The organism is Marinococcus sp. LNHM4E3-1, assembly GCF_056034405.1.
On record NZ_JBQLID010000008.1, the window covers coordinates 1 to 15,244 of the forward strand.

Annotated in this window: 13 protein-coding genes; 4 read left to right on the top strand and 9 right to left on the bottom strand. The window is 49.0% G+C overall.

Features of this window, described 5'->3' with window-relative positions:
- Positions 1–72: 72 nt before the first annotated feature.
- The 8 genes from ACTRXI_RS09990 to ACTRXI_RS10025 form a co-directional block, all read right to left on the bottom strand.
- Positions 73–1,854, bottom strand: coding sequence for an SLC13 family permease (locus tag ACTRXI_RS09990; RefSeq protein WP_474262284.1), 1,782 nt, complete (start codon positions 1,852–1,854; stop codon positions 73–75).
- 99 nt (positions 1,855–1,953) lie between these two features.
- A complete protein-coding gene (gene cysQ / locus ACTRXI_RS09995; protein WP_474262285.1) occupies positions 1,954–2,760 on the bottom strand; it encodes a 3'(2'),5'-bisphosphate nucleotidase CysQ in 807 nt (268 codons plus the stop codon).
- Between the two features lie 68 nt (positions 2,761–2,828).
- Entirely contained in the window at positions 2,829–3,596 is a 768-nt protein-coding gene (locus tag ACTRXI_RS10000) for a tyrosine-protein phosphatase (protein ID WP_474262286.1), read from the bottom strand.
- 146 nt (positions 3,597–3,742) lie between these two features.
- Positions 3,743–6,850 carry an alpha-mannosidase gene (locus ACTRXI_RS10005; protein WP_474262287.1) on the bottom strand — a complete coding sequence of 1,036 codons (3,108 nt, stop codon included), beginning with the start codon at positions 6,848–6,850 and terminating at the stop codon, positions 3,743–3,745.
- Positions 6,851–6,880: 30 nt separating this feature from the next.
- Positions 6,881–7,726 (bottom strand): carbohydrate ABC transporter permease, encoded by an 846-nt coding sequence (locus ACTRXI_RS10010; RefSeq protein WP_474262288.1) that lies wholly within the window; start codon positions 7,724–7,726, stop codon positions 6,881–6,883.
- Positions 7,727–8,662, bottom strand: a complete 936-nt coding sequence (locus ACTRXI_RS10015; RefSeq protein ID WP_474262289.1) for a carbohydrate ABC transporter permease — start codon at positions 8,660–8,662, stop codon at positions 7,727–7,729.
- Positions 8,659–9,963: an extracellular solute-binding protein gene (locus tag ACTRXI_RS10020; RefSeq protein ID WP_474262290.1), complete on the bottom strand. Its 1,305-nt coding sequence runs from the start codon at positions 9,961–9,963 to the stop codon at positions 8,659–8,661. Before ACTRXI_RS10020 ends, ACTRXI_RS10015 begins: the two co-directional genes overlap by 4 nt.
- 88 nt (positions 9,964–10,051) lie before the next feature.
- Positions 10,052–11,221 (bottom strand): ROK family transcriptional regulator, encoded by a 1,170-nt coding sequence (locus ACTRXI_RS10025; protein WP_474262291.1) that lies wholly within the window; start codon positions 11,219–11,221, stop codon positions 10,052–10,054.
- A gap of 134 nt (positions 11,222–11,355) precedes the next feature.
- Between ACTRXI_RS10025 and ACTRXI_RS10030 the strand changes: the two genes are divergently transcribed.
- The 4 genes from ACTRXI_RS10030 (at position 11,356) to ACTRXI_RS10045 (ending at position 14,358) form a co-directional block, all read left to right on the top strand.
- Entirely contained in the window at positions 11,356–12,252 is an 897-nt protein-coding gene (locus tag ACTRXI_RS10030) for a LysR family transcriptional regulator (RefSeq protein ID WP_474262292.1), read from the top strand.
- Between the two features lie 99 nt (positions 12,253–12,351).
- Complete coding sequence (locus ACTRXI_RS10035) at positions 12,352–12,903, top strand: acyl-CoA thioesterase (protein WP_474262293.1); 552 nt, start codon at positions 12,352–12,354, stop codon at positions 12,901–12,903.
- Complete coding sequence (locus ACTRXI_RS10040) at positions 12,887–13,252, top strand: hypothetical protein (protein WP_474262294.1); 366 nt, start codon at positions 12,887–12,889, stop codon at positions 13,250–13,252. The genes ACTRXI_RS10035 and ACTRXI_RS10040 overlap by 17 nt, the downstream gene beginning before the upstream one ends.
- Before the next feature lie 173 nt (positions 13,253–13,425).
- Positions 13,426–14,358: an LCP family glycopolymer transferase gene (locus ACTRXI_RS10045; RefSeq protein WP_474262295.1), complete on the top strand. Its 933-nt coding sequence runs from the start codon at positions 13,426–13,428 to the stop codon at positions 14,356–14,358.
- Positions 14,359–14,392: 34 nt separating this feature from the next.
- Here the strand turns inward: ACTRXI_RS10045 and ACTRXI_RS10050 are convergent, their stop codons facing one another.
- Positions 14,393–15,175 carry a CpsB/CapC family capsule biosynthesis tyrosine phosphatase gene (locus ACTRXI_RS10050; RefSeq protein WP_474262296.1) on the bottom strand — a complete coding sequence of 261 codons (783 nt, stop codon included), beginning with the start codon at positions 15,173–15,175 and terminating at the stop codon, positions 14,393–14,395.
- Between the last annotated feature and the right edge of the window lie 69 nt (positions 15,176–15,244).

Below are 15,244 nucleotides of genomic sequence, written 5' to 3' on the forward strand. Positions count from 1 at the left end.
CCAGAAATTGTTTGCATGGGAAAACCACGGAAGAAGTGTTTCACGAAGAAGTGTTGCGCTTAAATTGACAATCTAAGAAAAATAAAATGTGTTCACAATGCCGACAGTCATCACCATCGCAATAATCGTGAGCGGAAGACCAACTTTAATATAGTCGGAGAATTTGTAGCCACCAGGCCCGTACACAATAAGGTTCGTCTGGTACCCGATCGGAGTTACAAAGCTCGCCGAAGCGGCGATCGCAATTGTTACGGCAAATCCCATCGGATTGGCATTCAGGCTTTCGGCAATACTGATCCCGATCGGAATCATCAGCACAGCCGCCGCACTGTTTGTGATCAGCTCAGTGAACAGGTTGGTCAGGGCATAAATGAAAAACAGAATGACAATGATGCCAAGCGGCTCCCCGAAGGCAAGCAGCCCCTTTGCTATCCAGGCCGCGAGTCCTGTTTCAGTCATTGCCTGCCCCACCCCAAAGGCACTTGCAATCAACAGAAGCACCTGAAACTGCACATAGCGCTTTGCTTCCTCGGGTGTAATAATACGCGCCACCAAGAAAATGAGTACCGCAAGCGCCATTGCCTGAAACATGCTGAGCCATCCGATCGTCACAATCGCAATCATCGATAGCAGTACCCCGAGCGAGAACCAGCCCTTCGCTGGCTTCTCCCTGATCGAGCCCGGGGTCTCCAGGGCAGAAACGACATAAAAATCGTTCGAGCGCTTGTATTTCTGCAGAAAATCCGATCCGGCTAGCAGCAAAAGCGAATCCCCGGGTCGAAGGCGAATATCTCCGATTTTACTCTGTATTCGTTCGTTGTTACGATGCACTGCGACTACACCTGCATCGTAGGACGAACGAAACTGCGCCTGTTTAATTGTTTTGGCCTGAAGCGAGGATTGATGGGAGACGACGGCCTCCACCAGCTGGTTCGAACCATTCTGCAGGTCATCCAGCGTCAACTCAGTTCCCGTTTTCAGCGTAAGCCCCGCTGTCCGTTGCAGGTCGGCCATTTTCTCAAGTACCCCGGTGAAAATCAGACGATCCCCCGCCTGCACAATTGTATTGGAGCTTACCGGCGATATGCGCTCATCCCGGCGGATAATTTCGATCAAAAACATTCCCTGCAGGTCCCGGAGCCCTGCTTCCTGAACGGTTTTCCGTACGTATGGAAACGTCGGCTCAACCTTCATTTCACACAAATATTCCTTCGCCTCATCCTCCATCCGTTTCTGCGTTCCTTCATAGGCCGGCAGTAGCCGATAGCCGACCGTAAACAGATAAATCAGACCAACAATCGTCAGCGGCAGACCAACGAGTGCCAGCTGAAACATGCCAAATCCCGCCATATCGTAATCCAGAAGCATACCGTGGACCACCAGATTGGTCGACGTGCCAATCAGCGTAATTGTTCCACCCATAATCGTGGCGTACGACAGCGGGATTAAAAATTTGGAAGGCGCATAACCGCGGTCTTCGCACCATTTTTTTATAATCGGGGTGAAGGCCACCACAATCGGGGTGTTATTTAAAAACGCTGACATTCCGGATATTGGAACAAAGGTGCGTACCATCGATGAAACCGGACCACGGCTCTTTTGCAGCCAGCTGGTCATAAACCGCTCCACAAGCCCGCTCTTTTGCACTGCTCCGGCGACGATAAATAAAAGCGCGACCGTTAGCATTCCTTCGTTGGAAAAACCGACCAGGGCCTGTTCTGTCGTGAGAATACCGCTGATCAAAAGAATGACCAAAACGGTAAAAACGATCATATCCGGCCGTGCGATTTCAAAAAACAGCGCTAATAGCATCCCCACGATTAATATTAATACAACACCCATTTCGATGGTCATATGTACCCCTCTATTTCCTACCATTCTTATAGGAATGATTATACAGCAAAAGAGACCCGCTGCGGGAGTCTCTTTTCATTAGTTCATAGTTTATTATGATTAAAACGATTTTACGATAAACCAGCCGTTGGTCTGATCTTTTCTATTATAATAGAATCTTTCATTGTCTTCGTATCTTACTACCGTCCCCCCGGCCGCTTCAACGATTGCCTGGCCGGCGCCGGTATCCCACTCCATCGTTGGAGCGTAGCGCGGATAAAAATCAGCCTTCCCTTCTGCGATCAGACAGAACTTCAATGAACTGCCAGCGGACACTACATCCACATTGCTGTAAGTCTCTTTCAATTCATTAATGAACGCTTCTGTCTCTGCTGACATGTGCGAGCGGCTCGCTACAACGTTCACCTCTCCTTCAGGTTTGGAAGATGAAAGCTTCTCGCCATGCTGCTGGAGCAGCTCTTCGCTGAGGGGCAGTTTGGAGGTAACATCGTTAATCTTGTAGGCTCCAAATGATCTTCCGCCGATATAAAGTACGTCCTGCGCAGGAACGTAAATGACACCCATGACTGGATATTTGTTTTCTATTTTTGCGATATTAACCGTGAATTCATTATTCTTTTTCACAAATTCCTTGGTGCCGTCCAGCGGGTCCACGAGCCAAAACGCTTCCCAGTCTTTACGCTTTTCATAATCCACGGTGTTTCCTTCTTCACTGATGACCGGAGTTTCCGGGTCTGCTTCGTGAAGTCCTTTAGCAATTACGTTATGTGCACGCTTGTCTGCTTCTGTCAGCGGGGAATCGTCTTCTTTATGTTCGACGGTAAAATCCCGCTTATACACATCCATAATTTCCTGTCCTGCTTCTACTGCAATTGAAATAATTGCGCTTGTAATTATAGTCGGCATTGTCTTCCCCTTTTAATTCGAGTTCCTACACAAACAGCCCGGCTTTTTTTAGTATTCTCTTAGTTCATTTAAAATAGTCCGAGAAATTTTTTCTTATTTCTGATCTTTAACGGTTCGTCGAGCAGCGGGTCTTTATTTTCAATAATACGCTCGGCGTTTTCCAAAAAGGTATCCACGTATTCCCCACCCAGATGTTGATCAATGTAATCATAAGCCTCACGCAGGTCAAACGGGCGCATATCAATGTTGTGGGCGTCTGTCGACACCACGTGCGTGAGGTTGTGGGTTATTATATTTTCAGCAAACTGCTTAATGCTTTTATCCATCTTCCCGGTAAAGCAGTGGGCAGTAACCTGTGTAAGAGCGCCGTTTTTCACAAATTCATGCAAAAGGTCCGGCTGCTCGCGGAATGCCTTCGTCCGCTCAGGGTGTACGATGACCGGCACATAGCCCTCTACCTGCAGCTCAAACATCAGCTGCTTGGCGTACCTTGGCACCTGGGCGCTCGAGAACTCGACAAACACATAGCGGCTGTGATTTAAACCGATTGAGATCCCTTTTTTCAAATCATCGACCAGTTCACCGTTAATCCGGTTCTCCTGACCCGGCAGAACCTTCACTTCAATACGGGCGCTTTTTAGTGATTCGTTTACGTAATCCACCAGGTGCGGAATGTCCTGGCCGCTGTTGTCCCAGGCCCCGTTTTTATGGTGCGGTGTAGCAACAACAGTATGTATGCCGTTTAACTGCGCGGCTCTTGCCATTTCGATGCTGTCCTGAATCGTTCCAGCCCCGTCGTCAATACCAGGGAGTATATGTGAATGCAAATCAATCATAATCATTTGCTCCTTTACGTTTATTCCATATCAACAGCTTATCATATTTTTGTAATTTTATGCAGAAGACCTGCGGGCGATCAGACACAAAAAAAGCCAGGAAGACGTCGTTAACCGAAGTCTTCCTGGCTGTGATTTTTTGCTGATCAAACAGTAAGCTTAATCGTTTTGATTTCATATGGTTTAAAATCGAGCGTCAGGCTGGAACCGGCGGCGAGCTTTTTTTCCGGTTCTTCGAGCAGACTGCATTCCGTGCAGGAGGAAAAATCATGGGCGCTTGTAAACGTCACTTCCCCTCGCATACCTCCATGCTCATGCAGACGAACGATAATTCCGTCATCATCCTCCGCCTGCTTGACGGCATCCACAGTAATATTGGCCGAATCCGGCTGCAGAAAACTGTATTCCTCCAGTTCCATGCTCCCGGGAGCAGTGTCTGCCGGTACATTCAGCTCCGTGGCTTCCTGAACAGTGCCTCCTTCAAACCAGTCTCCTCGGTGCGGAAACAGGCTGTACGTAAACATGTGCTCGCCCTGGTCCTGGGTCGGATCCGGTTCTATCGCTGATTTTAACAGCGTCAGCTTCATAACGTTATCTTTAATATCGTAGCCGTACTTGCAGTCATTGAGGAGGCTTACACCGTAATCCCGCTCCGAAAGGTCCGCCCATTGATGTCCCACCGTCTCAAACATCGCCATGTCCCAGCTTGTATTCCAATGGTTCGGACGCTTCACATTGCCGTACTGAATGTCGTAGGTCGCTTCGGTGGCACGGATCTGGACCGGAAACGCTGCTTTAAGCAGCTGCTGATGCTCGTGCCAGTCGACCGTCGTTTCAAAGTCAATTCTCCGCGAATGGCTGTACACGATGACCTTCTGATATACCGCAGAAGACTGGTAGCTCCATTCCAGGGCTATTACTGCACGAAGCGGACCGTTTTCTACCAGCTCGGCTTTTTTCAGCTCAGAAACGGTGTACTGTTTTTCCTTATAAAAGATATCAATATCCCAGGCATCAAATGCGAGCGGCTTGTCCTCAAACACTTCAAGTACATTCGCCGGCCCGGCAAGCGTTTCCCTTCCGGCTTCCCTGTCATACACACTCACCAACTGCCCGTGTTCATTAAAATCAATCGTATAAAAAGGGGTCTCCAGCCGGTGGTTGTCGTATTGGAACGGCGTATCCTGCTTCTGCTGGGCAGTTCCATTGGCATAGATGACCTTATATCCCAGTGCTGGCAGGTTCGGTACATGGACGAGCATCTCTCCGGATTCTTCTGTCTGCACCTGCAGCTGGTTTCCTGTATGGTCGGTCCAGCTGTGCTCTGCGTCCGGCACCTGAATTACTGCCCCGCGTGAGTGGGAGGCTGGATTAAATACCGTTAATTTCTCGCCGGCGGGGTCAATTTTCAGAAGCTTCGCCTTTGTTTCCTGTTCATTTTTGGCCGCCAGCTCCAGCGCTTCCGCGTATTCTTTCGTACTGTCCTCGTACACTTCTCTAATAGAGGAGCCGGGGATAATATCATGGAACTGGTTGCGCAGAATGATTTTCCACCCTTCGTGAAGTCTATCCTGATGCCCGTTGCTCCATGAGCCGTTCTGAAGATAGGCAAGCGTATCGAGCCATTCTGCCCGGCGGTAACGCTGTTCGGCGATACGGTTCATTTTTTTATTGTACGCCTGGCTTGTGTACGTACCCCGGTGGTACTCCAGATACAGCTCCCCGTCCCATATGTGGACGTACTGATCGGTTTGTTCCATCCGTTCATGAAGCCCCTCAAGATACTCATCCACCCTGCCTGTTTTTACATTCGGAAGCCCGGGCATTTCATCAAACCGGCGGATTTTTTCCAGCATGTCCCGGTTCACCCCTCCGCCTCCATCCCCGTATCCGTAGGAGAGAAGCAGTTCATTATTAAAGGAGCGGTCCCGGTACTGATCCCAGATGCCCTGAATGCTTTCGGCTTCAATTTCACCGTTGTAGGTATATTTATTCGACCCGTCCGGCGTCGTAATGAAATGCGCAGCAATCTCTGTCCCGTCGATCCCGCGCCAGGTGAAGGTGTCATGCGGCATCCGGTTGTACTGGTTCCAGCTGATTTTGGTTGTAATAAATGTATCAATGCCTGCCTGCTTCAATATCTGCGGCAGCGCCCATGAATAGCCGAACACGTCCGGAAGCCACAAATACCGGCACCGCTTCACTCCCAGCTCCTGTTCGAGAAAACGCTGGCCGTACAGCAGCTGCCGGCTCAGGGATTCACCGGAGGGAATATTACAGTCGGCTTCGAGCCACATTGCCCCTCCGGCTTCCCAGCGGCCCTCGGCTATCCGCTGCTTAATTTGTTCGTAAATGTCCGGATAATCGTTTTTTATATACTCATACAGCTGGGGCTGGGTCTGCAGAAACTGGTATTCCGGATACTGGTCCATTAATTTCAGCACGGTGGAAAAGGAGCGTCCCGCTTTTTCCCTTGTGTGCTTCAGACGCCAGAGCCAGGCAACATCAATATGTGTATGGCCGACGGCCCTTACCGTCAGCGGGTGTTCCTCCTGCAGGGAACCCATCTCCTCGTGCATCTGTTCGTTTGCTCGTCTCACGGAGGAATAAAACTCACTGCTTCCCGGGGTACGCCAGTCGATCTGCTTAAACGACCGGTCAAGCGCCTGCAGCAGCAGCGCCCGTTTAGCATCCCGTCCGTCGAGCACAGCCGTCGTTTCCAGAGCCGCTTCCGCTGTGTAATACAGATCATCCGCCGGTTCATTCAGGCAGGAAATAAAGGCAGTCTGCAGACGGTGCTCCTGGATTTCCTGGTTTCCTTTAATTCCTTCAAGGCCTGACCAGAGCCGGAATTCCAGCGTGATTTTTTGTCCGGCAATCCGGTTAGGGAAAAATACCTCCTTGTGATTTCCGTCCACTGCCTGCATCGGTTCCCCGTTAACATACAGCAGGGATTCAAACCCGGAATTATGACCACCGCCTGTTTTGCCAAAGTCGAACACACCGACAATTTTTTCCTGGCTCCACTCTTCCGGAATCTCCACTTCTGTTTTCAGCCACAGGTAGCGGTCTCTTCCTTCCCAGCGGTCGCCAATAGTCATTTCTTTTGGCTCCTGATTAGGCATGGAGTGAATAATTTCTTCTCCCGTTTCCTCCTCCACCGTTTCGAAGCGTTCGATGGGCTGCTTTCCTGTATACCGGTATTGCTTTAATTCACTTATCCGCTGTGCCAATTTTTCTTCTGTCCAAAACATGATTCTCATCCTCTCTGAAATAAATCCCTGCTATCCTTTAACAGCTCCGCTTGTCAGTGCTCCGACAATGTAGCGCTGCAGCAGGACGAATAAAATGACTACTGGAATAATGGACATGATGCTGCCTGCAGCAAGCAGGTGGGTCGTAATCTGTGTCTGGGTGGACTGAAGATTTACGACGCCGACCGAGACCGGGTACAGCGACGCATCATCGATCAAAATGAATGGAATGACAAACTGCGACCAGCTCTGCACAGCGACAATAATAACCACCGACACAATCCCTGGCATGCTGACCGGAAACAGAACCCGGCTAAGCATCTGCCATTTATTGCATCCATCGATAATGGCTGCTTCATCCATATCAACCGGCACGGTATCGATATAATTTTTCAAAAACCAGGTGGTAAATGGAAGCACCACAGCAACGTACACGAGAACGACCAGCCACAGCTGGTTCAGCAGCCCCCAGCTTGCAAACAGCCGGTAAATAGGTATTGTGATCACGACCGCAGAGATCATTTGTGTCATTAAAATGGCTATCATAAGATGGTTTTTAAATTTCATCCGGTATCTTGATAAGGCAAACGCCGCCGGCACTGCGATGAGTAGTGTTAATATGACTGTGGAAGCGACAATCCGGAATGAATTCCACAAATACTGAAGCACCGGAGCTGTATCAAGCACCTCCCGGTAATTCCCGATCGCAAAGCTTGTCGGGATAATGCTTGGAGGCACCTGAAGCACCTCAAACCTCGTCTGCAGGGACAGGGAGAACACCCAGAGAAGCGGAAATAAAAAGCTGAGTACGACAAGCACATAGCTTGTATACAGCCCAATCCTTATCCAACGCTGTTTTTTCGCACCTACCATCATTTATTCTTCCCCCCTTCGGCCGAGTACCTTTAAGTACACAAGCGTCATCACTACGTTCACAACCAACAGCACTACTGCGGTCGCAGCACCTTCTCCAAGGTTAAACTCCCTGAAAATAGCGGTGTAAATACTTAAAGCGATAACCTCTGTACTATTACCCGGCCCGCCGCCTGTAAGCGCCATCACCATATCAAACGTATTGAAGGTATCGATCGAAATAATGATGAGGTTGACCAGAATAATAGGAGCGATCGCAGGGAGAATAACACTTTTCATCCGCTGCAGGGCATTTGCCCCGTCGATGACCGCCGCTTCGAGCACATCCTTCGAAACCGTTTTCAAACCTGCATACATTAAGATCATGCTGAACGCTGTCCCCCGCCATATATTCGCAAGCGTCACGGACAAAAGTGCCATGGTGGGGTCGGAAAGAAAGGAAACGGGTCCGAGGCCAACGGTACTCAGAGCATAATTGATAATGCCTGCGTCTGTTTCGTTATACAGCATACCCCAGATAACCCCGATGACGACACCTGGAATTGCCCAGGCTACCAGCACGGACGTACGCACGACCACCGTCCCTCTCAAATTCATTTTCTCCCCCTGGACAATGAGAAGCGCGACGATAAATCCGGCAAATAGTTGAAAAACCACACTGAAAAATACAAAGAACGCCGTCGTGCCGATCATTGGCAGAAAACCTGGGAGCGTGAACATTCGAAGGTATGATTCCAGCGTATAGTCGTACCCCACCTGAATCATATTTGCATCAGTGAAGCTCAGCCGCACTATTTGGAGAATCGGATAAAGAAACACTGCAGCCAGCACTAACAAGAGAGGGAGTAGCCAAGGGTACGGTGTATCCCACATGGTCCTTCTCGGCCTCCGCTTTTTTTCCGTGTTTTGAGGGGGAATCGCTTTGTCGTATGTGCTCATTCACTCTCACCGCCTTCTCCAAAGGTAACAATCTCCCATGCATCATCGACCGCCTGCTCCGGCTCCTTACTTCCGGATATTACCTGGGAAATAGCCGTTTGCAGCTGTACCGAAATTTCATTGTATTTTGAAGATCCTGGACGGGCTTCAGCTTCTGTTTCCAGAGATGTCAGAAACTCGTCATTGAAAGCGCCAGGATTGTAGGAATCGGCTTCATAGACCGACTGCCGGGCCGGAAGCGACCCTTGAATCGAGGTGAATTCGCCCATTCCTTCTTCACTGATAAAGGAATCCATAAGAAAATCAAAGGCGGCTTCCTTCTTTTCGGGGTCTTCTGTAAAGATCCCCCACGCCCAGCCGCCGGCGCTTGACACGGTCGGATCATCTTCTTCAATTGTCGGGAGTGAAGCTACTTCCCAGTTTTCAAAGTCGTCACCAAGTATCTCTTCTATCGTAGCCGCCTGCCAGCTTCCGCCAAGGAACATGGCCGTATCGCCGGCAGCAACCTCGCCGTTTGCATCATTTTCCTGTCCCGAGCTTGCCATGCGTTTGGAAACCGCTCCTTCTTCCTGGGCACGGTCGAGCGTCTCAAACGTACGGATCATTGCTTCTCGGTTCTTACCTTCGCCAAACGTCGGGTTCCCTTCCTCGTCCACCAGCTCGCCGCCCTGCGACCAGAATAACGGCCATAATGACGTCACCGACGTGCCTTCCCCGATTCCCAGCGGAAGAACAAGCCCTTCATAGCCTTCTTTTTGTACTTCATTGGAGACTTCAATTACTTCATCCCATGTCGACGGCGGCTCCTCAATTACTTCTTTGTTATAGTAAAGCATTCTCGTATCCGTGCTCATATACAAGCCATAAATCTTCCCGTCATCGCCCCGTAACACCTTTTCCGCAAATGGAAGGTAATCATCCGGATCGATGCCGCGCTCCTCCATTAGTTCATCCAAAGGCTGCAGATACTCCTTATAACGGTCCAGCATATAACCGTCAATCGCAGCCATGTCCGGGGCCCGGCCGGTGTTTGCCTGTTCAAGGAGTCTTGCCATCGCTTCATCAATATTGCTCGATTGAAGACTTATTTGTATATCCATATCCGGATGCTCTTTTTCAAACGACTGTACGTTTCCTGAAATATAATCTGAAGTGGCGGCTGATGGGGCTTCAGGTGAATAACCTGCTGTCGTGTACCAGGTGAGCGTCTTTTTTTCTTCGGCGCTCGGGTTTTCTCCACTGCATCCTGCCAGCCCTGCTATTACCAGCATAGATATTCCAATAGATATTGATTTTTTCATGAGGCACCGCCTCCGATCTGCAATATTTTATAACCCTGCACTTTTTAAAATGATTTTAATAAGTAAGTAAAAGCTAAAGGCTGCAACACTAATGCAGCATTTGCTTTAAGATCAGCGAAGCGGCGCCCATAGCTTCCGCTTCCCAGCCAAATGTTGAGGATATGAATTTCATCGCATTTGCCGTTTCAGGGTAAACGCATTCCTTCACTACCTTTTCCGCTTCTTTGGCAAAGTCCGGTACAGCCGTGATCAACCTGCCGCCAATCACAACCAGCTCCGGGTTCAGAAAATTGACTTTGTCTGCAATGGCACAGCCGACGTCCTCCATGCTTTCCTGGATAATTTCCCGGGCCAGCGGGTCTTCTTTTGCGTAGCAGTCAATGAATTGGTCTATGGAATTTAAATTATTGGGCAGCGATGTTGATTCGCCTTGATGTATTCGCTCTCTGGCTTCTTTCATAATAGGAAGAATAGAGTATAAAGATTTGCCAGTCGCGTTATTTTTCGGACGAAGCCGGCTGCTGTCAAAGCCTACCTCTCCTGCCAGGTGGCTAGCTCCTCGAAAGAGCTGGCCGTTTATAATATAGCTGCTTCCTATCCCAAAATCGATCATAAAATAAAGAACATTTTCTGCTTCCCGCGCCCGGCCGTAATGCCATTCGCCGAGCAGCATACAGTTTGCATCTTTTTCCAGGATGACATCTGTTTCAAACGCTGTTTCAAATAAAGAAACAATCTGGACGTTTCTCCATAAAGGCAAATGAGGCGGCGATAAGATAATTCCTTCTGACGCGTTGATCGGCCCTGGCGAACTGATTCCTATGCCCGCCATTTCCTTCAATTGAAATTCCGGGGCAGCTGTAATTTTTTTCAGCTCATTTATCACTCTCCCGAGTACGGCTTCAGGGTCTTCCTCTAACGAAAAAGAATTTGTTTTCCGGTAAACTATCTCCCCCTTTAATGTAGTAATCACAAGCGTGACCTCTTCCACGGAAATGCTTACACCAACCAGATAGTGCCATTCAGCATCCAGGGTATATAATGTCGGTTTTCTTCCGCCGTTGGACAGCGCCTGCCCCGCTTCCTGCAGCAGTCGTGCTTTTTCCAAATCAACTAAAATATTACCGACGGAAGCTACGGTTAAGCCTGTCGTTTTGGCCATTTCCTGCTGTGTCATCGGCATTTCACTGCGATGAAGCAATTCAAATATACGCCTGCGATTTGCTGTTTTTAACATATTTGCGTTTGTTACTGTCATGATAGCCACCTATACTTTTTAAAATTGTTTTAATAAGTAATTAAATGTTAACGCTTTCATTTTGGAAAGTCAACATTTTCTTTTTTGACATGACTCTATTACAATAAAATCATCTGAATCATTGGAGTGATCGCATGGACTACCGCCAGCTCGTTTATTTTATGGAATCTGCCCGGCTCGAAAGCATAACGCGCGCCGCTGAACACCTGTACGTCACCCAACCGACAATCAGCAAGATGCTGCGGCAGCTCGAGGAGGAATGGGGAGTAACGCTGTTTGACCGTTCGCGTAAAAAACTGACTCTTACCGATGCCGGCGCTGTCATGCTCGAGCAGGCCAAAAAAATACGTCACGCCTATCACGGTCTTGAGCACGAGCTCGATGCCCTCCGCGGCTTGAAGCGCGGGCAGCTCCGTATCGGCCTGCCGCCGATCTTAAGCTCCTCCTTTTTCACCCGGGTGATCGCTCCATTTCACGAAAAGTATCCGGAGATCACCCTGCATCTTGAAGAAAACGGCTCAAAAAAAATTGAAGAGGCTCTGTTGCACGGCGATCTCGATGTCGGCGCCGTAGTCCTGCCTACCGAGGAATCGCTTTTTCATACGCACCCGTTCGTCGACGAACCGCTCCAGGTCGTGCTTCCTGCCCGTCACGCGCTTGCGGCTCAGGCATCTGTCGGACTTGCCGAGCTTAGCAGAGAGCGTTTTTTGCTGTTTAACCAGGATTTCTCTTTGCGCCAGCAGATTATTACTGCCTGCCGGGACATTGGATTTATGCCTAATATTCTTTCGGAAAGCTCGCAGTGGGATTTTATCGAGAAAATGGTCGTGAGCGGCCTCGGCATCACTCTCCTGCCTGAAAGTATCTGCCGGGAGCTTGGCGGCGAGGTTGTTATCCGGCCGCTTGCCGGGGAGGCGCTCCGCTGGAAGCTCGGCCTCATCTGGCACCGCGAGCATTACCTTTCGTTTATCGCTAAGGAGTGGCTCGATTTTTCCATTCCGGTGCTTTCCAAAATGAAGCAGGAGGATTAATGCATACACCATAGATGAAAGTTATGATAATCATATTAATCATTCATTTTTATTATGGTCATGTGTGGAGTATCCTTATAAATGAAAGGAGACTTCACTATGCAGTCACGGAAAATGCGTGAAAGCCGTATCGTCAACACGGACCAGGTACTGCTGAACGATTTAAATAACTACAATTCCCTTTTTGGCGGTGTTCTGATGAAAAAACTCGACAGCTGCGCCACGCTGTCGGCCCGCCGGCATTCCCGCGCGAAGGAATGCGTTACCGCTTCGACCGATTCCATCGATTTTCTTTGCTCGATTTTCCAGACGGATTCGGTTTGCATTGAATCATTCGTTTCCTATACCGGCACAAGCTCAATGGAAATCTTCTGCAAGGTTATCGCTGAAGACATGATGAGCGGGGAACGCCGGATTGCAGCTACTGCCTTTTTAACCTTTGTCGCTCTTGGCGACCACGGCAAACCAGTGCCGGTCCCGGATATTATTCCGGAAACTGAGGAAGAAAAAACGCTGTTTGAAACCGGCCAGGATCGCGAGATTGACCGGAAGCAACACCGGCAGAAAAGCAAGGAACTCGCGAAGTTCATTACCCTGGAAAAACCATGGGATGAACACGAGGAGGGCATGCAGTATGATCACGTTAACTAGTATCCAGACGCTCCGGAGCGTCGATGAAGAACGCTGCGCATTGAAGCAAAGCAACGAAGAGCTGTATACGCTGTGGACCCATGCGGTTCAGCTGACCCGGAAGCTTCAGCTCCGCTATCAAAGTCTCTGTGCGCTGCTTCAGCCGGCAGAAGAACTGCCGCCAGACGTCCAGGCGCTGCCGAATTCTGTGCGCAGTCTTTATATAGAAGAAGTGCAGAAAATTCGCAGACAGGCGAACGATGAACAGCTGCAGCAGTTTATCCAGACGCTTTCCTTTGAAGAGCAGGAAGCCTTCTGTGCGCTGACCGCCGGGGCTACGCCGGAATCCATTAAGGGATTGAACAAATAACGAAACGAATCCAGGCAATTATATTGTCTGGATTTTTTTGTAACTTCCTGGCATTTAAGGCGACTATTATTTGTGGCAAATATCATATAATTACAGCCTATTGAACTATTGCTGAATTAACTATAAAATAAAGCAATACTACATAACCAGGCAGACAGGAGAAATGAACACATATGAAAAAAGCATTACTTATTATTGGCGGGCTGTTTCTCGCGCTCCTTATCGCAGTTGGCATTTACGCCTGGTATCTCTACGATTCCGTGGCAGATACCGCAGAAAATATTAACGAAGGCGATGACCGCCAAAGTGACCTTCGCGACGCGGATGTGGATATGGATACGAGCGAGCCGATTTCCATTCTGCTCATGGGCGTCGACGCCCGAAACGGAAGTACTTCCGGACGTACGGATACAATGATTGTGGCGACCGTGAATCCTGAAACTGAATCGACTAAAATGGTCAGCATACCTCGTGACACGTACACGGAAATGGTTGGGCGCGGCACAAAAGATAAAATTACGCATGCGTACGCGTTTGGCGGTGCCGATATGGCCATGAATACAGTAGAAAACTTTTTGAATGTGCCGATTGACTACTATGCGACCATCAATTTCGAAGGATTTGAGGATATGGTGGATGCGGTCGGCGGCGTTACGGTAGAAAACGATTTTGAATTCAGCGACGATGGATACGACTTCCCCGAAGGTGAAATCGAAATGGACGGGGAAAAGGCACTCACTTACGTGCGCATGAGAAAAGAAGATCCACGCGGTGACCTCGGGCGCAACGAACGCCAGCGCCAGGTGATTGAAGCTATTGCGAACAAGGGGCAGAGTGTTACGTCCATTACACGTATCGGCGACTATCTTGATGTCGTGGAAGAAAATGTGCGCACGAACATGACCTTCGATGATATGAAGGATCTGCGCTCGAATTACTTCAGCGCACGGAACGATATTGAAAATATCAATTTTGAAAATGGACAGGACCGGACCATTGACGGTATTTACTACATGGAACAGGACCCGGCCGAAGTACAGGAAATCTCGAACATGCTGCGGGATCATCTCGAGCTTGAAGACGGCGAAGAAGCGCCCGCAGAATAACGAGAACGGTGCCCTCCACAGAGGACACCGTTTTTTATTTGGCTTTGGAGCGGTTTGGCATGAACCATCTCCGCTTTTCTTTTAAGGAAAACGGCTCTTCCGTACTGACATAACGGTTATCCAGCACGCAGGTCCCGTTGTCTTTGATCATTTCAGCGTAATCCCTTCCAGCGAGCTTTTCAATACTGTCGAAAGCGGCTTCCATGGAGAGGCCTCCATCAAAGGAATCGATGGTTACATTCGCCACAATATTTATCCACCGGTACTGGATCATTTTCTCTGCCAGCTGTCTCTCCGGCTTCGGCGCCGATTTGCTGAAGCTCTCCGCGTTCACCTGTGCAAGTGATCCATTTTTAATCAATCGGTACAGCTCTTCGGGGTGCTCCTGGAATCCCGGTTCTTTTTCCGGTTCTGCCAGGATCGGCATGTAACCTTCCATACGCAATTCATGTAAATGCGCGTGCATTTCGTGGTAGGAAAGTTCTTCGCTCCAGTCTACAAGCACGTACCGGCTGCCGTTTAGCGTTAATGCTTCTTCCGTTTTTAATTCATTTACCAGTGTATTAGTCAGTCGTACGCACTGACCTGGATGAATACGGAGAACTCCCAACTCACCGCGCCACTGCTTTTGAAACTGTTCAATTAAAAATGGAATCGTGTCTCCCGGGCGTTTTTCGTTACCATGCCATTGTTTCGGAGCAACAATAATATCTTTCATTCCTGCCTGGTTGTACTCTTCGAGTAATTGCCTGACATTATGTTCTTTCTCCGCCGTTTCGTCTTCATCATTTAAGATGTAGCTGTTAATGTCAATCAATTCTTCCACTCCTTTGGTTTGTTACCCGTATTATTTCTTCGGCATGGAAAACGACTAAGTTATCTAAGT